The organism is Zunongwangia sp. L-65 (genome assembly GCF_056859415.1).
Window position 1 is genome coordinate 70985 of the sequence record NZ_JBSXOK010000047.1, and the last position, 22636, is coordinate 93620.

General features: G+C 35.9%; 20 protein-coding genes. 11 read left to right on the forward strand and 9 right to left on the reverse strand.

The genetic code is table 11. The features are described from left to right. The 6 genes from AC13DP_RS05735 (at position 1) to AC13DP_RS05760 (ending at position 7337) form a co-directional block, all read left to right on the forward strand. Positions 1-783, forward strand: a complete 783-nt coding sequence (locus AC13DP_RS05735; protein ID WP_228251389.1) for a universal stress protein — start codon at positions 1-3, stop codon at positions 781-783. Positions 784-873: 90 nt separating this feature from the next. Further along, a complete protein-coding gene (gene pckA, locus AC13DP_RS05740) occupies positions 874-2502 on the forward strand; it encodes a phosphoenolpyruvate carboxykinase (ATP) (RefSeq protein WP_013070844.1) in 1629 nt (542 codons plus the stop codon). A 316-nt stretch (positions 2503-2818) separates the two neighbouring features. Then, the gene (locus AC13DP_RS05745; protein ID WP_228251388.1) at positions 2819-3973 is read left to right on the forward strand and encodes a porin; all 1155 of its coding nucleotides are present in this window, start codon (positions 2819-2821) and stop codon (positions 3971-3973) included. Positions 3974-3981: 8 nt separating this feature from the next. After that, positions 3982-4653 (forward strand): succinate dehydrogenase cytochrome b subunit, encoded by a 672-nt coding sequence (locus AC13DP_RS05750; RefSeq protein WP_228251387.1) that lies wholly within the window; start codon positions 3982-3984, stop codon positions 4651-4653. An 11-nt stretch (positions 4654-4664) separates the two neighbouring features. Then, positions 4665-6581 (forward strand): fumarate reductase/succinate dehydrogenase flavoprotein subunit, encoded by a 1917-nt coding sequence (locus AC13DP_RS05755; protein WP_347407638.1) that lies wholly within the window; start codon positions 4665-4667, stop codon positions 6579-6581. Between the two features lie 6 nt (positions 6582-6587). Next, a complete protein-coding gene (locus AC13DP_RS05760; protein ID WP_013070848.1) occupies positions 6588-7337 on the forward strand; it encodes a succinate dehydrogenase/fumarate reductase iron-sulfur subunit in 750 nt (249 codons plus the stop codon). Positions 7338-7583: 246 nt separating this feature from the next. Here AC13DP_RS05760 and AC13DP_RS05765 read toward each other — a convergent pair whose 3' ends face one another. The 7 genes from AC13DP_RS05765 to AC13DP_RS05795 all read right to left on the reverse strand — a co-directional run bounded on the left by AC13DP_RS05765 (position 7584) and on the right by AC13DP_RS05795 (position 14362). After that, positions 7584-8498 (reverse strand): helix-turn-helix domain-containing protein, encoded by a 915-nt coding sequence (locus AC13DP_RS05765; RefSeq protein WP_228251384.1) that lies wholly within the window; start codon positions 8496-8498, stop codon positions 7584-7586. A 179-nt stretch (positions 8499-8677) separates the two neighbouring features. Next, on the reverse strand, positions 8678-9421 hold the full coding sequence (locus AC13DP_RS05770; protein ID WP_228251383.1) for an SDR family oxidoreductase: 744 nt from the start codon (positions 9419-9421) through the stop codon (positions 8678-8680). A gap of 310 nt (positions 9422-9731) precedes the next feature. Further along, positions 9732-10397, reverse strand: a complete 666-nt coding sequence (locus AC13DP_RS05775; RefSeq protein WP_013070851.1) for a potassium channel family protein — start codon at positions 10395-10397, stop codon at positions 9732-9734. A gap of 19 nt (positions 10398-10416) precedes the next feature. Then, the gene (locus AC13DP_RS05780; RefSeq protein ID WP_013070852.1) at positions 10417-11976 is read right to left on the reverse strand and encodes a TrkH family potassium uptake protein; all 1560 of its coding nucleotides are present in this window, start codon (positions 11974-11976) and stop codon (positions 10417-10419) included. Between the two features lie 11 nt (positions 11977-11987). Next, positions 11988-12338 (reverse strand): hypothetical protein, encoded by a 351-nt coding sequence (locus tag AC13DP_RS05785; RefSeq protein WP_483067424.1) that lies wholly within the window; start codon positions 12336-12338, stop codon positions 11988-11990. A 271-nt stretch (positions 12339-12609) separates the two neighbouring features. Beyond that, a complete protein-coding gene (locus AC13DP_RS05790) occupies positions 12610-13287 on the reverse strand; it encodes a response regulator (protein ID WP_013070854.1) in 678 nt (225 codons plus the stop codon). Continuing rightward, entirely contained in the window at positions 13280-14362 is a 1083-nt protein-coding gene (locus tag AC13DP_RS05795; protein ID WP_228252479.1) for a sensor histidine kinase, read from the reverse strand. Before AC13DP_RS05795 ends, AC13DP_RS05790 begins: the two co-directional genes overlap by 8 nt. 234 nt (positions 14363-14596) lie before the next feature. Here AC13DP_RS05795 and AC13DP_RS05800 point away from each other — a divergent pair, with 234 nt between their 5' ends. After that, entirely contained in the window at positions 14597-15691 is a 1095-nt protein-coding gene (locus AC13DP_RS05800; protein ID WP_483067425.1) for a serine hydrolase domain-containing protein, read from the forward strand. A 178-nt stretch (positions 15692-15869) separates the two neighbouring features. Beyond that, positions 15870-16595, forward strand: coding sequence for an ankyrin repeat domain-containing protein (locus AC13DP_RS05805; RefSeq protein ID WP_483067426.1), 726 nt, complete (start codon positions 15870-15872; stop codon positions 16593-16595). Positions 16596-16750: 155 nt separating this feature from the next. Here AC13DP_RS05805 and AC13DP_RS05810 read toward each other — a convergent pair whose 3' ends face one another. Next, positions 16751-17398 (reverse strand): OmpW/AlkL family protein, encoded by a 648-nt coding sequence (locus AC13DP_RS05810; RefSeq protein WP_272959424.1) that lies wholly within the window; start codon positions 17396-17398, stop codon positions 16751-16753. A gap of 289 nt (positions 17399-17687) precedes the next feature. On the opposite strand from AC13DP_RS05810, the gene AC13DP_RS05815 reads away from it, so the two are divergent. The 3 genes from AC13DP_RS05815 (at position 17688) to AC13DP_RS05825 (ending at position 19850) form a co-directional block, all read left to right on the forward strand. Beyond that, positions 17688-18626, forward strand: a complete 939-nt coding sequence (locus tag AC13DP_RS05815) for a hypothetical protein (RefSeq protein ID WP_483067427.1) — start codon at positions 17688-17690, stop codon at positions 18624-18626. Between the two features lie 91 nt (positions 18627-18717). Next, the gene (locus AC13DP_RS05820; RefSeq protein WP_483067428.1) at positions 18718-19518 is read left to right on the forward strand and encodes a TlpA family protein disulfide reductase; all 801 of its coding nucleotides are present in this window, start codon (positions 18718-18720) and stop codon (positions 19516-19518) included. Positions 19519-19589: 71 nt separating this feature from the next. Then, on the forward strand, positions 19590-19850 hold the full coding sequence (locus AC13DP_RS05825) for a hypothetical protein (RefSeq protein ID WP_483067429.1): 261 nt from the start codon (positions 19590-19592) through the stop codon (positions 19848-19850). A 91-nt stretch (positions 19851-19941) separates the two neighbouring features. Here AC13DP_RS05825 and AC13DP_RS05830 read toward each other — a convergent pair whose 3' ends face one another. After that, a complete protein-coding gene (locus AC13DP_RS05830; protein ID WP_483067430.1) occupies positions 19942-22632 on the reverse strand; it encodes a DUF5695 domain-containing protein in 2691 nt (896 codons plus the stop codon). Between the last annotated feature and the right edge of the window lie 4 nt (positions 22633-22636).

Here is a 22636-nt window from a genome sequence, read left to right on the forward strand (position 1 = left end):
ATGAAAACCTTACTTATCCCATTCGACTTTTCCAAAGCTTCTGAAAACGCTCTTAAGTATTCAGTTGAATTTGCGATGCATGAAAAACCAATATTAAAGATATATCTGTTGCATTTGATAGACGAGCATACCAATGAAGACGATGCTCATAAAAAATTAAAAAGTATCATTAATGAATATGATAAACCTGAATATCCAGAAATAGAACCATTAGTAAAACGCGGAAGATTAACTACCCTGGCTTTAGCGCTGCGCCAAGAATTACAAATTGATTTAGTAATTGTAGGAACCAGAGGCACAGAAGTATTCAGAAAAGATATGACCTCCAATACCTCTAAATTTATTAGAGAGGTAGATATGCCGGTACTGGTGATCCCCGAGAAATCACAGGGTTTTAATTTGCGAAACATCGTATTAACCACGGGAGAAGAAAAAATTCCAGATAGAAATGTACTTTTTACCTTGCTGGAAATCGCCAGACGTTTTAATGCAAAGGTGAATTTATTAACCATTGGCAGGGATAAAAAGATGATGGGAGATTCTGAATATGATGAATTCAATGAAAAAACAATAGAGTACTTTTTAGAGATGTTCTATTCCCATCATACCTTTATCGCCAATGAAGATATCGTAGAAGGTATTAATCAATACCTGGAAAAACAGCATATTGATATGCTTGCCATAATGCCTAAAACGCATTTGGCAAAAGATAAGGCCTCACAAGGCAAATTAACTAACATCCTGACCATATATAGCGAAAAGCCTTTATTGATTTTAGATTAAGGCGTTATTAATATGCCATATTACTTTTTATTTCATAATTGATATAATTTATCTGATCGTTTTACATGTCTCACATATAATTTCATAACCATGAGTAATTTTTTAGATTATCCAAAAACACAGGACCTTACAAAATACGGATTAAAAAACAATAAGGTACAGTGGAACCTTAGCGGTGAAGAACTACAAGAAATAACCTTAAAAAAAGGAATGGGAAGACAAACCCAAAACGGAACTCTAGCCGTAAATACCGGTAAGTTTACTGGTAGATCTCCTCAGGATCGATTTTTGGTTCAGGACGAGTACACTAAAAATGTATGGTGGGGAAAAATAAATAAACCCATCTCTCCTGAAAATTTCGATAAGCTTTATAATCGTGTAACTGATTATCTGGAAGGTAAAGAAATTTATATCCATGACGGCTATGTTTGTGCATCTCCGGAATACCGAATGAATGTAAGGACAATTACTGAATATCCATGGTCCAATTTTTTCGTAAAAAATATGTTTTTACGACTAAGCGAGGAAGAATTGGAACAATTTGAAGAAGAATGGCTAGTACTTTGTGTGCCGGGTTATTTAGAAGAATCTCCTACAAAATATGGCCTGCGAGCAGAAAACTTCAGTATTCTTAATTTTACTAAAAAAGTAGCCTTAATTGGTGGATCTGCTTACACCGGAGAAATGAAAAAAGGAATTTTCTCTGCCTTGAATTTAATTTTTCCTAAAGAGAAAAATGTATTGCCTATGCACTGCTCTGCTAACGTGGGGCAAGATGGTGATACCGCAATATTCTTTGGATTATCCGGTACAGGAAAGACTACCCTTTCTGCCGATCCCGAGCGAAAATTAATAGGTGACGATGAGCATGGCTGGACACCAGACAATGTAATCTTTAATTTTGAAGGAGGCTGTTATGCCAAAGTAATCGGCCTAACCGAAGAAAACGAACCAGACATTTTTAGAGCTATTAAACCGGGGGCATTATTAGAAAATGTTGTCTTTGATGAAAACGGGGAAGTAGATTTTCTGGATAGTAGTATTACTCAAAATACCAGGGTGAGTTATCCTATAGAACATATAGAAAATATTCAGGAAAATTCTTATGGCGAGAATCCTTCAAACATATTCTTTTTAACCTGTGATGCCTTTGGTGTTCTTCCTCCCGTTTCTAAACTTAGCCCGGGACAGGCAGCTTACCATTTTATTTCAGGATATACTGCGAAAGTAGCGGGTACCGAAGCCGGAATAACTGAACCTGTCCCCTCTTTCTCTGCATGCTTTGGAGAACCTTTTATGCCTTTACATCCCACAGTTTATGCTGAAATGTTAAGCAAAAAAATGCGGGAAGCTAACGTAAATGTTTGGTTAATAAATACCGGATGGAGTGGCGGACCTTACGGGGTTGGATCAAGAATAAAATTAAAATACACCAGACGAATGATCAGTGAGATATTGAATGGACATCTAGCTGATGTGGATTATGAAACACACCCAATATTTGGATTATCCATGCCAAAATACTGTGCCGGGGTACCTTCTGAAATGCTGAACCCTATCAATACATGGCTTCAAAAAGGAACGTATATTCAAAAGTCAATTCAATTAGCACATTCCTTCCATTTAAACTTTGAGAAATTTGCTGCAAAAGCAAGTCAGGAAATTATGGAAGGAGGCCCACTAATTGATGAGCATCATAAAATACCATCAGATTTGTAAGGTTCTTATTGGTTTTTTGTTGGAGAAGATCGAGGTCATTTTAACCTCGGTCTTCTTTTTAACCTATAAAATCCATATATAAAGTTTTGAAATTCTGATTAAGAAAACTGCTGAAAAAGGTCAAAACAAATAGTAATCTCAAACATATGACTACGGATATTTGAAAGTAACAGGCAGCTACATACCTCAACTATTTCTGTTTTATGATTTTGTAAAAACAATTTTTTACACAAAAACGTTATCCTTATTAAATAATGCTCACAATTGTAGTTTTTCGCACTTTGATAAGCCATTATAAAAACTAAAATCTCTTATTATGCTGGGCCATTTATGTGTTCATTCAATCTTGCTCGTGCTATTACTTCTTGTATATACAACAGCTTGCTACCCCCAGGAAATCATTCAAAAACAAGGTCTTGCAAATAGCGCTATTAATTTGCAATCGTTGATTGTAGGACGCTATGGTGTATCTCTTACAGAAAATTTGGATTATACCGGCTTACACCATATTGCTAATGATGATGAAAATCAAAAAATCGTACGGCGCTCATTCGAAATGCAATATGTTCGCCTGTCTACATCGTTTAAAATTAATAACAGGTTTTCTGGTGCTATCCTGGTGAATTTGGCAGATTTTAAATATGAAAATCTCACTAACCGGATTTTGGAAAATGCCTTTATAAATTATGCGGGTAACGATTTTTTTAATTTAAGATTAGGACAGTTCAGGCCCTATTTTGGTTTGGAAGACTCTTATCCCTTTCAATTGAACAATTCTTATAAATGGTCTAACCAGTATAGTTTATTTGGTAAAAACACCTGGCAAAGTTTCCAGATAGGAGCTGCAGTTTACGGCAATTTATTACCGCAAAAAATACCTGTATATTATTATTTTACCGCCTATAACGGTAGGATAAAAAACAATTTCCACAATAAGCCGAATACGGAAAATTACGCACTTCGTTTGGAATATTTTCCCTTGTCGTACCTACAACTAGGCATCAACGGCGCAGTTGCCAACTATGAGAATAGGCATGCCAATGCCTATGGAATTGATGCTAAATTGAGCTATTTTTTTAACAAAAACTGGAAGTTGGATATGCATACTGAATATAAAAATGGCACAAATTTTCTGGAATTTGAAAAAGCAAATCAGGAGGTTAACGAGCCACTTAAAAATTACCGATCACAAGGAATGTACGTTTTGTTTCACTTAAAATATGGCGTAAATAACTCATGGTTGCAAGCGCTGGAATTTAGTTTTCGAGAAGAGTATCTGGATGAAAATATTCAGAAAAGCGGACGTATTCTACGTGAACATATTCCTATGCTGAGTTTGGTTTATGTAGGCGATTACAGTTCTAAATTATCTTTAGTAGGTGTTATTAGTGATTATCAAACCAATATCCCCGGCAGTAGGCAATACGACGGTTCCAAAATTTTAATTCAATATCAAATTGCTTTTAAATAATTTCAATTATGATTGTTTACTTCAAAAATACCTTAACAAGAAAAAATTTAATGGCCTTAACAGGTCTCTTTCTGTCTTTTTTCCTGATCATACATTTATTGGGAAACTTGCAACTATTGTTACCAGAAGAACAGGCGCGGTTACAATATAACTGGTACAGCAATTTCCTATCTACGAATATACTTGTTGAAATTATTGCTTATGTACTCTATGGCTGCATCCTGGCCCATACGATCGATGCTATTTATCTACGTATAAAGTCGAAAAAGGCTAATGGTCCCCGTCTTCAATACAATAGACGATCCAGGGCGAGTACATGGTATTCTAGAAATATGATGTTTTTAGGGATTATAATATTCCTTTTTCTTGTCATTCATTTTAAAGATTTTTGGTATGCTTATAAATATGGAGGACAACTGCCTTTTGATGAAAATGGATATAAAGATCTATATAGCCTTGTGGTAACTTCCTTTGGTGAGCTGTGGTATGTGTTGCTTTATAGCCTGGCTTTTCTGGCTCTTGGTTTCCATTTATTACATGGCGTTTTTAGTGCCCACCGCAGTCTTGGGGTTTATCATTCTTTTTATAGCAGGCTAATAAAAATACTAAGTCTTGTTTTTGCCATCGTCATTACTCTGGGATACCTCATCATTCCTATCACCATTTATTGTAAATCCTAATTACTATAGAAATGTCACTTCAAACAAAAATACCGGACGGCCCTTTAGAAAAAAAATGGCAGAATTATAAAAAGAATGCGAAACTGGTTAATCCCAACAATCGTAAAAAATTAGAAGTTATTGTCGTGGGTACCGGTCTGGCCGGTGCTTCTGCAGCGGCTTCCTTAGCTGAAATGGGATATAATGTTAAAAGCTTTTGTTTCCAGGACACGCCACGCAGGGCACATTCTGTAGCAGCGCAGGGCGGTGTTAATGCTGCTAAAAACTATAAAAACGACGGCGATAGCGTTTACCGAATGTTCTATGATACCTTAAAAGGAGGAGATTTTCGTTCCCGTGAAGCGAATACCTATCGATTGGCAGAATGCTCTACCAGCCTAATCGATCAGGCCGTGGCGCAGGGAGTTCCTTTTGGCCGCGAGTACGGAGGATACTTACGTAACCGCTCTTTTGGTGGTGTGCAGGTATCCCGAACATTCTACGCACGTGGTCAAACAGGACAACAATTACTTTTAGGCGCCTATCAGGCATTAATGCGCCAGGTACATACAGGAAAAGTAAAATTATTTGCCAGGCATGAACTCTTGGACCTTGTCATCATTGAGGGCAAAGCAAAAGGTATTATTGCAAGAAATTTAGATACCGGAGAGATTGAACGTCATGGTGCTCACTGCGTGGTACTGGCTACCGGGGGTTTTGGTAAAATTTACTACCTCTCTACCCTTGCTATGGGCTGTAATGCTTCTGCCATTTGGAGGGCGCATAAAAAAGGTGCATTAATGGCAAATCCCAGCTGGACTCAAATCCATCCTACTTCACTTCCGCAAAGTGGTGAATATCAGTCTAAGCTTACGCTAATGTCTGAATCCTTAAGAAACGACGGACGTATTTGGGTACCAATAGATAAAGATGAAAGTCGACATCCCAATGCGATTCCAGAAGAAGAAAGGGATTATTATTTGGAACGAAAATATCCCTCTTTTGGAAATCTGGCTCCAAGAGATATTGCATCTCGTGCTGCTAAAGAACAGATCGATGCCTCTAAAGGTGTGGGCACACTAAAAAATGCAGTGTATCTTGATTTTTCCAGGGCTTTAAAAGAATACGGAAAAGAAGTCATTAAAGAGCGCTATGGAAATCTTTTTGACATGTACCATAAAATTACAGGTATAGATGCTTATAAAGAGCCCATGAAAATATCCCCCTCCGCCCATTTTTCGATGGGTGGACTTTGGGTAGATTATGAGTTAATGACATCTATCCCAGGACTCTTTGCTATTGGAGAGGCTAATTTTTCAGACCATGGCTCGAATAGACTTGGGGCTAACTCTCTATTACAAGCCTGTGTAGATGGTTATTTTATTTTACCATATACGCTGGCTAATTATTTGGCAGGGGAAATAAACGTCCCAAAAACAGACATCCAAGATCCGGCATTTGAAGTTGCTGAAGAAAAATCCAGGAAACAACTACAAGATTTTTTAACTATTAAAGGAACAAAAACAGCAGAAGAATTTCATAAAGAACTGGGGCGCGAACTTTATGATAAATGCGGACTCTCCCGCTCTAAACAAGGACTGGAAAAAGCGATTGTAAACATCCGTAAACTACGGGAAGAATTTAACACCAACCTACTGGTACCCGGTGATATCAATGAAGTAAATAGTGAGCTGGAAAAAGCTGGTCGCGTAGCAGATTATATGGAATTGGCCGAATTAATGTGTATTGATGCATTACATCGCGAGGAATCTTGCGGAGCACATTTTAGGGAAGAATATCAAACCGAAGATGGCGAAGCGAAACGTGACGATGAACATTTTAGCTATGTTGCTGCCTGGGAATGGAATAAGGAACCTTCAAATCCCAAATTACATAAAGAAGCTTTAGTTTTTGAATTTGTACAACCAACCCTAAGAAGTTATAAATAGTAAGCTATGAAAATTAATCTACAAATATGGCGACAAAAAGACAATCAAAGTAAAGGAGGCTTTCAAACCTATACTTTAGATCATGTTAGCCAGGAAATGTCTTTTTTGGAAATGTTAGACACACTTAATATGAAGCTGATCAAACAAGGAGAATATCCGGTAGAGTTCGATCATGATTGTCGTGAAGGTATTTGCGGACAGTGTGGGATGATGATTAATGGAATTGCCCACGGCCCATTAAAAAATACTACTACCTGCCAGCTACATATGAGGTCTTTTAAAGATGGAGACACGATCTACATTGAACCATTTAGGGCCAAATCTTTCCCGATAGTACGCGATCTTAAAATAGATCGTTCAGCTTTCGACCGTATCATTGCCTCTGGGGGCTATATTTCTGTGGATACCGGGCAGGCTCCGGAAGCCAACAGTATCCCAATATCTAATGAAGAAGCAGAGGCTGCATTCGATGCTGCCGCCTGTATCGGTTGTGGCGCTTGTGTAGCGAGTTGTAAAAACGCCAGCGCTGCCCTATTTACTAGTGCAAAAATAACTCAGTTGGAATTGCTTCCGCAGGGTCAAAAGGAAACTCATTTGCGTATAAAAAAAATGGTAGAACAAATGGAAAAAGAGTTTTTTGGTCATTGTTCTAATACCGAAGCCTGTCAGGTAGAGTGTCCGGAAAATATTTCAGTACTAAATATAGCGCGCATGAATTACGAGTATAATAAGGCTAGTCTTTTGAAAGAAAAGTAATTGATCGCAGGATTTGGGCCTGTTGATTAAACTGATTTAATCGTAAATACGTAATTAGACATTTTTTGTCTCTTTGATAAATTAATTAATTCGCTAATCGATATTCTTGTAATTATTTTTAGATTCTAAGTAGTCTATACATTCCAATTCATTTGGACGAAACTTAAATATTGCTCAGGAAATTTTGGTCTTGTCGCTTCATTTAATATAGTCGTTTGAAAGATCACCTTATATAAAACCTCGTCATTAATTGAAGGATTGTCTAAATTCCAATGGAGATTGATTTGTTTTATTCTTGAATAATTTACTAAAGGATTGAGGATGCTCAAAACCTAATTCGTAAGCTATTTCACTAACAGAAAGATGAGTTGTAGATAGTTTTTCTTTGGCGTATTCGATTAATCTATGCTGAATATGTTGTTGTGTATTTTGCTTAGTATACATCCGCAAAACACTACCCAAATAATTGGCAGAGATATGCAGCTGATCTGCTATATGGGTTACCGATGGAATCCCATTTTGCAATGCCTTTCCGTTATTGAAATAGTTTGATAAGACCTGTTCAAACTGCTCCACCAACTCCATATTCGTTTTTTTACGGGTAAAAAATTGGCGCTCATAAAAACGCTCTGCATAGATCAGTAATTGCAATAACTGTGATATAATAAGCTCTTGACTAAATCGGTCGATATTGGACTGGTATTCCCGTTGAATATTTTTCAATAAATCAACAATCACCTCTTCTTCTTTTTCTGATAAAAAAAGTGCTTCATTTACCGCATAATGAAAGAAATCGTACGACTTTATTTTTTTAGCTAAATCGGTACCAAATAAAAAATCAGGATGAATGAGTAAAAGCCAACCGGTAGCTTCTACTTCTACTTCAGGATTCATTTCAATCTTAAGAAACTGTAGGGGTGATACAAAAGTGAGTACTCCTGAATTAAAATCATAAGCTTGTTGCCCATAATTGAATCGAGCATTGACATTTCGCTTCAATCCTATCGAATAAAACTCCTGAATCCATTGCCATTGGGTTTCATTTACCGGATAGCTCACCTTACTATAATCAATCAAACTGATTAGAGGATGCTCGGCAGCAGGCAAATTGCAAAACGTATGAAATTCAGCAATTGAGTTGAAGCGAAACGTCTTTTCCATAGCTCCTAATTTACTAAATAGTACATTACAAATTATTGTCTTTTATAAAGTGTTATTTTGATACCATATCCCTCTTTAAATTCAACAACAGTAAACCGCCCCGCTTATATAATCTTTGTATAATCCTTGGTATCTGGTATTGTTCTACTCGCCATTAAAGAGGTGTTTGCGTGGTTATATTATAAGTTTTTTTGTGCTGTGGGACGAACAACTAATTCGTTTACATCAACATCTTCAGGTTGAGCAATAGCAAAAGCTACAGCTTTGGCAATAGCCAATCCTGATATTGTTTCTTTTCTAAAAGTTTCAATAGCCATTTTCTTTAACTCGGGATCGCTAATCGTATTGGGTAATTCTGATTCGGTAGCCCCGGGAGCGATTAATGCCACCCGTATATTGCGGCTTACTTCCTGTCTTAAACCATCTGAAATTGCCCTCACGGCAAATTTCGTCGCACTATACACTGTAGAAGTCGGTCCCACCCAACGGTCGCCTACAGAGCTGATATTTACAAATTGGCCACTATCTTTTTCTTCAAATACCGGTAAAGCAGCAGCGATCCCATGTAGTACACCTTTAATGTTCACATCGATCATTTGGTGCCATTCTTTAATCTTGTAATTATTGATCATGGATAGTGGCATTAATCCTGCATTATTTACAAATACATCCAAAGTTCCATAGCATTCTAAGCTAAAATCTACAAAAGCACGAAGGCTTTCAGGTACTGTTACATCTAATTTGGTATATACGGCCTCACCACCATTTGCCTTGATTACATTAGAAATGGTTTCTAATTTGGCTGTTCTTCTAGCTCCTAATACCACTTTTGCTCCTAATGAAGCAAGATGTTTGGCTATGGCTTCGCCAATACCACTACTAGCTCCGGTAATTGCCACGACTTTTCCTTTTACATTTTCCATTTTTTAATGTTTTTTTAGATTAATTATACAAGACAAAGTTGCTGTATACTAGTCTAAAGAAAGTAGCTGGATCGTTTGGAGTTGTAGTCCAATCGTGCCAAATAATTAAATGCGATGCTGAGCCCCTTTAAAAATATATTTCAAAAGCTACGGATTAATAAGGTATAGATAGCATTCTGCTACACTTCCACCCTACTAGCTTAACACTCAAATTATAGGTCTATTAGACTTATTCGTTCAGTTATAAACCTTCCTCACTATAATTCAATAAATTGGTCGCTTTTTCAATTCTGAGATCGGTTTTACATACTTAAACAGCTCCAAAAATTTTAGAAATTTCGGCAACTACATTTTTTCGGGATAAAACCACCAGGATATCGTTAACAAAAATTCGGGTATCTCCTTCAGGAATAATAACCTGATTGTTTCTTTTGATAAGCACCACCAAAGAATCTGAGGGCAAAATTTTATCCTTAGATAAGGATTTTATATACTGGTTGGAGATCTTTGAGTTTTTTTCAACCATCATTTCCAACAGCTCGTAACCATCCCCAAGATCCAAAAACTCTTTTACATTGGGCCCAAGCATGGCACGATATAGGTATTTACCGTTTAAGCGATAAGGGCTCTCTACCGTATCAATACCCAATTGTTCAAAAACCGGTAAAAGATCATCGTTATTTACCGAACTTACCAATCGTGTAATCCCCATTTTTTTTGCCAGTAAGATAACAAGCGAGTTTACCGCATCATCATTCGTAGTTACAATGATGGCATGGGCATCCTCTGCCTTTGCTTCTTTTAGCGTATCTGGATTTGTGGCATCGGCATTAATGACCACACAATCATAATTGGTAGCCGCAAGATTAGCAATACGCTCGTCTTTTTCAATAACATAAACATTTTGACGATCTTTAAGTGCGGCTTCAATAACATGCTTTCCAGTTTTTCCTGCACCAACTATTATAATATTCATATTTATATGATTTTTAAATTTAAATGTTTCTGATTTTTGTACCATAAAGTAGCACCCTCACCAATACCAGAATCGGAATGATTTCAATTCTTCCCGCCCACATTTGTATGATATATATTAACTCCAGTACTGGGTTCATAGAGGGATCTGAAATTCCTGTAGAAAGTCCCACCGTACCCTGAGCTGAAGCCGATTCGAATATCGCATCGGCGAGGGTATATCCATCTTGCATAAAATACACGGTAAAACAGGTAGAAAAAAACACAAATAGTAAGTAGATAAGCGTAAATAATCCTGCCCTGGCCAATTCCTCATTCATTTCTGCAGGAAGTAGATAGCGATTATTAAATTTCACCTTTTTTATGGTATGCTCTGAAGCAAAGATTTTATTAATATGCCAGCGCAAGCCTTTTTGTAGTAGAAGGGCTCTTATAATTTTTATTCCTCCAACTGTTCCCCCTGCGGAACCTCCAATAATCATGGCACCAGCAACCATAAAAAGCACCGGTAAATCATCCCATGCTCCAATATTCGCTGTTTGCCAGCCCGTAGTGGATAAACCGCTTACAAATTGAAAAATACCTTCACGTACCGGATCCGATACCCCGTTTGAATTCATCAGTAAAACCGATAATAAAATCCCACCTATAACCGAAGCTATAATAAAAGCCCGGGTTTGGATATCATGCCATAGCAGTTTATAATTTTGCAGGATGGTGAACCTGTACAAAAAAGGAATAGAAAAGCCGCCAACCAGCATGGGCAACAAAAAAAGAATTTCCATTTTTGCCGACTGGTAACCTGCAATACTATCGTCCAGTGTACTAAATCCCCCGGTAGACTGGCCGGCCATCGCATGGTTTACAGCATCAAAAATATTTTCTGCAATTGGATAATCCGGCAAAATAAAATAAGTGCCAATAAACAGGTAAACGGCCATTAAAAACGTGATGAAAACGTATATTTTCCATATAGAACGGGCTGTTTGGATCACATTGGTTTTTAATTTGGTGCCACTGGCCTCAGAACCATACAAAAGAAGGGCAGATTGCCCTGGGATTTGTTTAAAAATGGCTAGTGCCATCACGATAAAACCTGCCCCTCCTATCCACTGCGAGAAACAACGATAAAACATTAATGATTTTCCTATAGAAGGTTCGTGATAAGACATAGTGAGTCCCGTAGTGGTAAAAGCACTTGTGCTTTCAAACAAACAGTGTAAGGGATTTCGGAAATTCAGTAAACTGGACTCATACTCTAATCCCGACGGCACAAAAGACTGCATCACTTCTAAAGGGGTAAATTGGGCAATCATATAATAGGGAATACTGCCCATAACGATAATCATCAACCAACCTAAGGCTGCGATCATTAAAGATTGTTGATATTGTGGATCTTCTACGTTTTTAAGGCTTTTATAGATCCCGTAGGCTATGCCTGAAATCATAAGTGAAGAAATACAGAAGCCCAGTAATGAATACCACTCTCCATAGATAACGGCAACGACACCGGGAACGAGGATAACGCCTCCCAGGATTAATTGCAAAATAGCAATCTGTTGAAGTATTGTTTTAAACATTTATATAAAGTTTAATTAGGATTAATAACTATTTTCTGAAGGAGGTTTTCGATATTCCGCAGTCTTGTTTTAACCGCAGATGGTCTGGCAAAAAGTAGTTTTTCCCCGTCTTCAAAAGTTAGTAATAATGCCTTCAGGCAGGCCTGGGCTTCTTTAAGTTTACCTTCAAACTCGGTTGCAGATTGCGCAGCGATAAGAGCGTCAACTTTTTGAAGAATAAGTAAATTACAGTTAAGAGTCGCCCGTAGCTCTTCTAATTCCTGAAGTGCTAATTGATGCTGCAAATCTTTTATTGAAGCGTAGACTTCTATAATAATTTTGGAATGGGCTGTAGTAAAAAAGTGAGTTGCCTTAGCATTCATAACATAAATTTTATCGCATACATGAAGTCATCATGGATCCAATGCTATTTGATGTTACAAATCTCGGCAGCGATTGCTTTACTAAAAATCAAGATTTAAATGAAAGGTATAAAGATTTTATAAAGATTGTCGAGGTAGCCCCCAGATATAAACCGAAGAATTATTTTATAATTTCGCAGCAACCAGATAATCATCAAGCTCGTAAGATAATATTCCTGGCAGGGCTAAAAACATTTCGTAATAAGATAGTAGCATTCGGTGACGCTGCTAATTACTGAAAACGGTACCCAATACCACTTTCGGTAATAATGTGTTTTGGATGGTTTGGATTGGCTTCAATTTTCTTTCTTAAGTTACCAATAAAAACACGCAGGTATTGAGTTTCTAACTGAAAACTAGGCCCCCATACTTTTCTTAGTAAATAGTGATGGGTTAACACTTTTCCTTCGTTCCTGGCTAGAAGGAAAAGCAATTCATATTCGGTAGAAGTGAGTTTAATGATATGTTCACGCACTTTTATTATCCGGGCGACAAAATCTATACTAATATCCCCGGTAGTTAGTATGGCGTTATTATCGGTATTTTGACTGTTACGTATCGCAGAACGTATACGAGCTAATAATTCCCCGGTACGAAAAGGTTTGGTTAAATAGTCCGTTGCCCCATTGTCGAGAGCCGATACAATATCGGCTTCATTATCCTGAACAGAAAGAATTAAAATGGGATTATTAAACCATTGTCTTAGTTCCTGAAGGACCTGATGACCATTTTTATCGGGTAAACCGATATCCAGCAGTATCAAATCGGGTGTATAGCGGGCAGCAAGCAAAATACCTTCTTTGGCAGTACCGGCCTCAAAGACTTTATAATCATTACTTTCTAAATTTATTTGTAATAATTTACGAATCTGGGGCTCGTCATCTATAATAAGAATTTTGGGATTATTCATTTTCTTGGATGTCTAAGGTTGATATTTGAGCAGGGATTTCAATATGAAAATGCGCGCCTCCCGTCTTTATATTTTCCAGCGTGATTTTTCCGTTTAAAGCTTCTGTAAAGCCTTTAACTATAGAAAGGCCAAGTCCTGTACCTCCGGTAGCTGTACCTTTCATTTTATAGAACTTATTAAAAACCAGTTCTATTTGGTCTTTAGGGAAACCCGATCCGTTATCTGAAATATCTATAACCAACTTATTATCCCGATAATCGCATAATACAAGAATAGTTGTGTTTTTTGGATTATGACGCATCGCGTTGTGGATAAGGTTGTACAGGATCATCTCTAAAAAACCACCGTCCAGTAAGACTAAAGCCACATTATCGTTGGGTTCAAATACTATGTTTTGCAGTTCATGTCTTTCTGTATTTTCATTTATGACCATAAACACCAGTTCATTCACATCTACCCAATCGAAATTAGGTTTTAGCATACCTGCATCTAACCGACTCATATTTAGCAGGTTTTCAACCTGACGGTTCAATCGATTTCCGGCAGTCGAAATTTCATGATAAAGGGATTGTATGTTTTCTTTCGACAATTTTTTTTCGTTTTCAACGATGGTATCTACAGACCCCAATATCGTCGCTATCGGAGTTCTAAGTTCATGTGATAAAGAATTAAGTAAGGTATTGTATAAGGCTATGGTTTTCTCTTTTTCTGCTTCATCCCTTTTTTTATCCTCCATCTGCCTTATTTTGATAGTTAGCACAGCATTGATCATAGCGATGAGCAGGTACATTAAAAACAACAATAAATCTTCAGCCGTATTAATTTTAAAGGTGAGTACAGGAGGAATAAAGAAAAAATTGAGGATAAGCGCGCTTAACAGTGCACAAACCAGTACGGGTAAAATAGAAAAAATTACCGCGGTAAGCGAAACCGCTAGTAACAGGATTAAAGCAACTACTTTATAGCCCATAAAATCCTGAAAAAAGTAAGAAGTAAGCGACGCTAGCAAAATAATAGACATCCCTATGGCATATTGCTTACCTAAACTTATATTTCTGTGAAGAATTGAACGCACCTTTTGTTTGTAAATTTAAGTATTAACTTATAAAGATTTTATAAAGATTTACCAACGGACAAATTTTTATTGAATTGATCAAGGAACTGATTTACAATTAAAAGAGCATTTGATTTTTTTATAGCTATAGTTTCTGTGAAACAGTGATATTCATTTTAAAAATAATAACTTTAAAATGTAACACAACTTACAGAATATCATACACCATCGTTTACTAACTTTAATCAGGCATTCATGAAAATTAAAGCCTTCTTCCTTTTAATACCCGTAGTTTTATTCCTGGCCAGTACTAAAAACTATGCACAATCAACAACATCACAAATTGAAAATTATCTGGATAACCTAAAGGACTCAGAATTTTCAGGAACCATATTAGTAGCACATAACGACACGATTATAGCTCAAAGAGCCTATGGACTTGCTAGTATAGAGTATGACGTAAAAAACCAAATTGATACGAAATTCAATATAGCCTCTATTACTAAAATGTTTACTGCTGTGGCAGTATTACAACTTTTCGAACAGCGTAAAATAGCGCTTAATAAGCCTATAGAAGAATATCTACCGGATTATCCAAACCAAATCGTTAGGAACTCGGTGACCACACATCAACTCTTAACGCATACTTCGGGGCTAAATAATTTCTATGTTAATGATTTGGCTATGATCAAAAATAAGGACTATGAGAATATTTCAGATTTTATTTCCCTATTTGCAAACGATAGTCTCTTATGTCCACCAGGGACTAAATACAATTACAGCGGATCAGGATTCGTGGTTCTGGGACTCTTAATTGAACAATTGTCTGGCGAAAATTACTACGATTATATTCAAAAGCATATACTTGAACCATCGGGTATGACGAAAACATCAGCGATTCAGGTAGATTCAATTATAAAGAATAAAGCTAGTGGATATACTTCAGAATTTGGCAAAAGTGAAAATTTAAAAAGAAATGACTACTATCTTACTAAAGCATCACCAGCCGGATTCTATTATTCAACAATTGAAGATTTATTTAAATTCTCTAAAGCCTTAAGAAACTATGAATTATTAAACAAAGCTACCACAAATTTAATGCTGCAACCTAAAGTAAAGGGATATAACACGCATTTAGGATATGGGATTGATATCGATAATAGATATAATCAAACGATTATTGGACATAGCGGCGGATGGTATGGGATTCATTGCGAGTTAATGGATTTTCTCGACGATCATTATACCATAGTTATATTATCAAATATTGACGATGGAGGAAAAGCAGGAGCCTCGAAGGTAGCCGACTACTTTAAAATTTTATTAGCTGATAAGAGCGAAAAAGAGTAAGCCCCTTACAAGAAAAAGCATAGACAATCTGTTCTATGTACATATTATATAGAAATATATGATATCATATAAATGAAGTTTCAAGTTGGAGGAATATCATTATATTTAAAGCAATACGCGTTCAAATCTTATTACCTGTTCATTAGCTTATGTTTTAATCGTAACAACCAAAATCATCATGAAAAAATCTTTTTTAGCATTAATTCTAGTTCTCGTTTGTTCAAATTTATCTTCTCAGAAGCTTTTTAAAGCTGTAGATAAAGGAGATGCACAAAAAGTAAAAGCGCTATTAGAAAAAGGAGCTGATCCAAATGTTTATACGGAGGATGGGTTATTCCCTTTATGGAGAGCTACAGCCAATAATAACCAGGAAATAACCAAACTTTTATTGGAAAATGGTGCAACGGTTGATTTAGAAAACAAAACATCCTCCGGGAGTTTGACCTCATTAATTTATCCTTCACAGGAAGGATATTTTGAAATTGTAAAACTTTTGGTTGATCATGGTGCTGATGTTAACTATAATGCGTTTAAAGGCTTTACACCTATTCGGATTGCGGCTAGAAATGGTCATTTAAATATTATAAAGTATTTAGCTGAACATGGGGCTAAAATTGATGTAAAAGCTGAGGATGGAGCTACACCATTAGAACATGCGGCTTCTAAAGGCCATTATGACGTAGTGCACTTTTTAATTGATAAAGGAGCGAATGTAAATACTGTAGATAAAGAAGGTGACTTTCCGCTTGGAGAAGCTGCTAAGTATGGCTATACAGAAATTATGGAATTACTGATTAGAAATAAAGCTGACTTATCTTTAAAAAATGCATCGGGTAAAACAGCCTTAGATTTAGCAAAAGAAAGAGGCCAAAAAAGAGCTGTAGATTTATTAAAAAATCAGTAAGTTATTTCATCCAATCTGGGATTATCACCTAAAAAATGTAAACAATTGTTGTAAAAAGCCGCCATAAAAGATAAAAGTCAAATAGATCAGGATTTTTGATCATTTTAACATTTTTATCATTAGGGCGGCTTTTAATTTGTAACCGGGCAAGGGAATTACAGCTTAACCCCAATACCTAATCCAAAAAGCCATGGATTGATATCTACGTCGGCTCCAACGGTAGCATCTAAAGCAGTAGTGGCATTTACGGTAACATCGGTTTGCAAAAACAATTTTTTAACATCCAGGTTAATAAACCATTTATCACTAATCATATAATCTACACCTAATTGTCCGGCAAAGCCTAAACTGTTATCATAATCTAAATCATCTGCCACCGGACCTTCATCTACACTATAAAAAATAGTATAGTTTAAACCTGCTCCAATATAAGGCTTAAAATTACCCAATGAAGTTACATGATATTGACAAGTCAGTGTTGGAGGTAAAAGCCAAACACTTCCCAGATCAATATTTCCTGCAGCAGTATTTATAGCTTCTACATCGTGTTTTGTTGTTCCAAGTATAAGTTCTAATGACCAGTTTTTAGTAAAATAATAAGTAATATCAAATTCAGGTATAACTGTAGTAGAAATATCTGCATCACCACCTATCGCTTCTATTGAAGCTTTTTCGTCTGGTGAAACCACTACTCCTCTTAACCTAAACTGCCATGGATTATCCTGAGTTTTGTCTATTTCTTGAGCCTGAAACGAAAAACTAAGCAATAATGCAGCAAGTGTTGTAAATACAAATCTTCTCATAATTTTAAAATTTTATTAATACCTCAAAAATATTTCGAAAGCCACCTTAAAAAGATGATAAAAGTCAGTTATATTTATGATTTTTACTCTTATTAGACACCTTTTTAAATAGAGCTTCTTTTTTATTTTTTTACTATTAGGAGAAAGAGTTGATTGAGAATGAAATTCTATTAGTAATTAATAATTAACAAATTTCAATTGATTGTATTCAGATCATCCAATTTGAATGAAATTTAGGTATGTTTACATTAGACAAAACCGTTATTTCATTATCATAACCTAATTATCTATGAGATCTTTACCGTTACTTACTTTTATAATTCTAGTCCTTATTATCCTTACGAATTCTTGCGAACCGTCTCCATCAGAAAAATTAGAAGAAATTATAGAGATTATGGATCCTAATTTTAGATATGCTCTACTCCAAACTAATTGCGTAGATACCAATAACGATAAGGTAGGAGATAAGAACATCGATTTCAATAAGGATGGCAATATCGATCTTGAAGAAATCGAAGCAGTGGAAAGCCTAATTCTTGCTTTTAATCATGAAATCATCTTAGGTCCTGTAAATCTGGAAGAAATTAAATATTTTTCCAATTTAAAATATCTGGATATTACGCGTAATGATGATAACGGTTATATCGAAAATACTGGTACAACCAAAATGACTTCTAATTTTACCGCTCTTCACAATTTAAAAACATTGAAATTGAATTATCTAGGATCTGATTTTTATAGTGATCTGGATCTATCTAATCTGGAAAACTTAACCAAACTGGAACTCATCAATAATAGACCAAGCTATTTAACGGAACCAGCGGACTGGGAATATCCAACTCATTTTATAAAAATTCACATGAATGGCTGTATAAATTTAGCAGAAATAAATATGGAAAATAGTTTTCTTATAGTTGATTTTTGCGAGGCACCTTCAATCAAAAAATTAAATATGCGCTACCTGGAAGGCGGGGAACCGGATGTATTCGATTTTCATTGTCTTGAAGAACTAGAAGAACTTGATATTTCAGAAAATAGAATCACAAAATTAATTCTGAAAAACCGTTCCGTGTTAAATACATTTTCGGCTTATGATATTGGGAATTCCGGAATGTCTAACTATCCCTTTGTCAAGGAAGTTTGTATCGATGACCTCCCTGAAGAGCTGGAGCAAATTTCGGAAATCATAAATGAGCATACGGTGATCAACACAGATTGTACATTTTAATGAGGTATTTTTATTTTGCACATCCTGAAAAGATCAAACCATAAATTTATAAAATAAGGCTTATATTAAGGCACAACCATAAATCATCATCATGTTTATCATCAAAAAAATTAAATTACCAGCATTTCTTCTATTTTCAATAGTATTATTTGTAAGCAGTTGTAATCAAAAACCACAATCATATGGGACACCAAATGTGGATATTGCAACCATTCAAAGTCAGTTTTTAAACTGGTACAGATATGATAAGATTTATATCGACCTCAGTAAAGATTACCATGCCTTAAATTCTAATTCTGAAGAAATAAGTAAAGAAGAATTTTTAGAAGAACTGAGTACGGCTAAATATTTGGTGGTACGAATGAATTCTGCCGAAAACACTACTTTTTACAAACTCATAGAAATACCGGAAGATGGTAATAAAGAGATTGGTAACCAACTTGCTAAGAAAGCCGACCGTGAATTACGCAATCTTAAATTATTAAATAAACCTTTTCCAGATTTTAATCTTAAAAGTTTAAAAGGAAATTCTTATCAATTAAGTCAGTTTAAAGATCAATATCTGGTGCTTAATTTTTGGTATACCACCTGTGGAAAATGTAAAAAAGAACTTCCAGATATTGAAGCCCTCGCTCAAAAATATAAATACCGCGATATCGCTTTTCTAAATATATCCCTAAACGAAGTACATACATTAAACAACTATTTAGACGGCAAAAATTATCAGGTTGAAACCTTACCAATGAACAAAAAGTATGTTTTAGACAGTTTAAGTATTCGCCTGTTCCCTACTTATCTCATTATCGATCCCAATAAAAAAGTTATCAATGTATCTAACAATTCCAGACAATTGGAAAAAAGAGTGAAAGAGATTATAGATGAATTAAATTGATGGGTTTAATTTTTAAAATTTACAGGGTAAAAAATTAAGTTAACTTCCTCATAGAAATATTTGTAGGTATAATGAAATTATTTTTGAGATCTCTTATCGGATTTGTACTCGCTTTATTAGCAATTTTACCCTTTATTTTTTTAGGTCTTTCTTTATATGATGCTTTTCCGAATATTTATGGTATTCTGGCTTTAGGAATCATTTCAGTACTAAGTTTATGGATGGCTTATGGAATATTTAAATTGATAAGAAAAAAAGGTCTTTTAAAGATTTTAAGTTATCCTTTCTCCTCTCCAGATCTGGATAATTTAAAGAAAAATAAGGATGAGTAAGGAACAATTCTTATGCAAAAAAAGAGAGGCCTTTTCGGCCTCTCCTTAATTAAAATTAACACTCAAAAACTATTACTATATAACTATAGAACTACTGTAAAAGGATAGTTTTTGGCTTCTTAGATAACGGAATTATATAGGCACCGTTCATGTTATCATATTTTAAATTCATTTCTTTATTTACTCTTAAATAAGCTTGTGGGCTATCGCTGGTTTTTTTATTTAAAACCAGTTCAATTTCTTCGGAAGATTTATCGTAAATCAATTCTTTAAAAGTACCCGCGTCCAGTGTTAACCATAATTTTTTTGGTTCAAAATAAATCTTGCTTTTAGCCGCCGTTGTTAGTGTCACTTTTATTTCATCATCGTTTTCCTCGATATTTCCGCCAAAAGAAAGCCATCCAAGATCTTTATTCTTTGTGATATATGTGGCGGTATTAAGGGCATAGCCAAAGAAATTAGAACCATAATCCCCCGATAAATAATCTATTCTCATGGTCGAAGGATAGGAATGGAAAGCTGCAGATCCAAAACCATCCTGAGTGATATTCGAAATCGCTCCTAAAGTTCCGCCATAACCAACTTTCAATAAATAAAAATCTGGATGATCGCGATACGCTTTTAAAACAGGAATCGCATTTAAACCCGATCCATAATGATGAATTTGGCGCTCTACCCTGGATAATTTTCCTCCATAAAGAAAATCCCAGTATCTACGTGCATTTCCATTATACGCCCAGTGTGGCATGACGGGCATATACGCCAGGATAGCATTTAAAGTAACATTGGCTTTTTGCTGATATCCAAAATAATCACTCCACATAAAAACTTCTTCCTGCCCGGTAGAATCCCACGGCATTTCACTACCAAAGGGATAGTTTAAAGATTTCCAGTGATCGGCTCTTTTCTTCATCGAAGCTTCTAGTTTAGTCGCCATGTCGGTTAAACCTTCAGATTTAAGGTCTTTTAAAATGTTTAAGAAAACAGTTCCTTCCATTTGTCCAAATTCAGCATACCAGGGTGCTAACTCAGACATGGCAATAGAAGTGTGATAAGCTTGCCCCAAATACCATTTCCAGTCGTGATTATCAACTAAACCTTCGTGATATCTGGCTAAACGATACATTACCCAGTAGGCCGCTGCAACATGAGGATAATTATACGATCTTCCAGGATCGTCTGCTCCTTTTTTATTCCACGCAGCCCAGGTATTATAGTTTATCGAGTCGCTATAGGTGCCTTTTGGTAAAGAATCAGGTTCATAAAAGAAAACACTTTTTTTAACACCGTATTTTCGATCTCCTTCATCATACTGAATCCCACCCCAAAGTGTTTCATCGATAAATAACTGAAGTTTTTCAATCTCTTCCTTTTCTGGCTGAATAAGCTGTTTCATCATTGCTCCTAACCAGCTTCCTGCACCGCCTTCATCACTTAATCCAGCTACCCAGGCGCGACTGTCCTGTGTGATCTGCTTTTTGTCTTCATAATCATAAGAGATCACTGAATTTGTTCTTCCAAAGAATTCATCGGGTTGATCAAACCACTGTTCCGTCATTAAAAAATGTCCAAAATCATCTACAACTTCGGTTTCAGGCTTAATCACCTTATAATTAATAGTTTGTTCTATACCATCTTTATAAGTCACAGTTACACGGCTTCTGCCCCAAATTTTCCCTTCTACCTGATATTCGGTAAAACCGGCACCTTTTTTATCGATTTCAGTAATTTTAAGAGCACCTTGGGGTTCTACTAAAATATTGTCAACGTCTTCTGGATAATTCAGGAATAATTTTCCGTTTACGTCCATTGGCAATACATAACCCGGTACGCCAACTGCCACTGGTCGTTTTTCTTCGATTAATTTATCCTGAATTTCTTTAATACCAGGTGCCAGGACAAATTTCAATGCGAAATTTTTGGTTTCCCCACCTCTAAGAATCAAAGATGTGGGTTTGTTCCACTGTTCTTTACCTTTCCACTCCTTTTCAGCATATGCTTTACTTAAAGCCATCCATTCATGTACTCCTTCAAAAACAATGCTTCTTGTCGTAGGATCATCATTTAAGGGACGGTAAGCCTCGAAAGGCATATTTTGCTCTGGTAACACCAATAAAACCTGTCCTTCTCCGGTAAGGTGCTTTACTTCTACATAACCGGCATCTTTACCAATGTAAGGATCAAAAAATACATTGTCAGCATGAGTTTCATCAAGATGTTTTCCTTCTAAAATATTATTGAAAGCCATTGGTGTTCCTAAGGCTCCAATCTCTACAGATTTGTTTGTAGGATTTGTAATTTCAAATCTCAACACTAAAGCCCCGTCTTTTTTCTCATAATATCTTTTAATGCTAAGCGGATTGTTGTTACCTAAAGTATTACTCAAATCTGCTGCAGCTAAGACATCGCCAGAAACCGTTAAGGCTTCTACCTTTTTTCGGTTTTTAGCTGTTGAAAATGATTCCCATTGGCCATTGTCTCCTTTTATTCTGAAATTCAAATCACCTATGTAATAAATGCCATCTTTATCACGAATTTCGATACGTTCACCCGTAGTAAAATCAAAATCAGGATCTGAATTTGGATATAATCCGGCTACGGTTTGTGAAGCATTTACCAGTTTTAAAGTAAACTCATCGGTTTTTACTTCAGTAAAACCACCCTCTATCCCCAGAGTAGATTCCCGATCTTTAAGGTTATCCCAATACGTTGATTTCTCTTGCGCATTCACCCTTACCGTTATTAAAAACAATAGTAGGAATGTTTGTAATTTCGTTCTCATGTTC

Bases quoted from the DNA above. Each gene is read 5' to 3' on its own strand.
- AC13DP_RS05735 (WP_228251389.1), top strand. From the start codon at position 1: ATGAAAACCTTACTTATCCCATTCGACTTTTCCAAAGCTTCTGAAAAC.
- AC13DP_RS05745 (WP_228251388.1), top strand. From the start codon at position 2,819: ATGCTGGGCCATTTATGTGTTCATTCAATCTTGCTCGTGCTATTACTT.
- AC13DP_RS05770 (WP_228251383.1), bottom strand. From the start codon at position 9,421: ATGGAAAATGTAAAAGGAAAAGTCGTGGCAATTACCGGAGCTAGTAGT.
- AC13DP_RS05760 (WP_013070848.1), top strand. From the start codon at position 6,588: ATGAAAATTAATCTACAAATATGGCGACAAAAAGACAATCAAAGTAAA.
- AC13DP_RS05830 (WP_483067430.1), bottom strand. From the start codon at position 22,632: ATGAGAACGAAATTACAAACATTCCTACTATTGTTTTTAATAACGGTA.
- AC13DP_RS05785 (WP_483067424.1), bottom strand. From the start codon at position 12,338: ATGAATGCTAAGGCAACTCACTTTTTTACTACAGCCCATTCCAAAATT.
- AC13DP_RS05750 (WP_228251387.1), top strand. From the start codon at position 3,982: ATGATTGTTTACTTCAAAAATACCTTAACAAGAAAAAATTTAATGGCC.
- AC13DP_RS05810 (WP_272959424.1), bottom strand. From the start codon at position 17,398: ATGAGAAGATTTGTATTTACAACACTTGCTGCATTATTGCTTAGTTTT.
- AC13DP_RS05790 (WP_013070854.1), bottom strand. From the start codon at position 13,287: ATGAATAATCCCAAAATTCTTATTATAGATGACGAGCCCCAGATTCGT.
- AC13DP_RS05780 (WP_013070852.1), bottom strand. From the start codon at position 11,976: ATGTTTAAAACAATACTTCAACAGATTGCTATTTTGCAATTAATCCTG.
- AC13DP_RS05755 (WP_347407638.1), top strand. From the start codon at position 4,665: ATGTCACTTCAAACAAAAATACCGGACGGCCCTTTAGAAAAAAAATGG.
- AC13DP_RS05825 (WP_483067429.1), top strand. From the start codon at position 19,590: ATGAAATTATTTTTGAGATCTCTTATCGGATTTGTACTCGCTTTATTA.
- AC13DP_RS05820 (WP_483067428.1), top strand. From the start codon at position 18,718: ATGTTTATCATCAAAAAAATTAAATTACCAGCATTTCTTCTATTTTCA.
- AC13DP_RS05775 (WP_013070851.1), bottom strand. From the start codon at position 10,397: ATGAATATTATAATAGTTGGTGCAGGAAAAACTGGAAAGCATGTTATT.
- pckA (WP_013070844.1), top strand. From the start codon at position 874: ATGAGTAATTTTTTAGATTATCCAAAAACACAGGACCTTACAAAATAC.
- AC13DP_RS05815 (WP_483067427.1), top strand. From the start codon at position 17,688: ATGAGATCTTTACCGTTACTTACTTTTATAATTCTAGTCCTTATTATC.
- AC13DP_RS05805 (WP_483067426.1), top strand. From the start codon at position 15,870: ATGAAAAAATCTTTTTTAGCATTAATTCTAGTTCTCGTTTGTTCAAAT.
- AC13DP_RS05800 (WP_483067425.1), top strand. From the start codon at position 14,597: ATGAAAATTAAAGCCTTCTTCCTTTTAATACCCGTAGTTTTATTCCTG.
- AC13DP_RS05765 (WP_228251384.1), bottom strand. From the start codon at position 8,498: ATGGAAAAGACGTTTCGCTTCAACTCAATTGCTGAATTTCATACGTTT.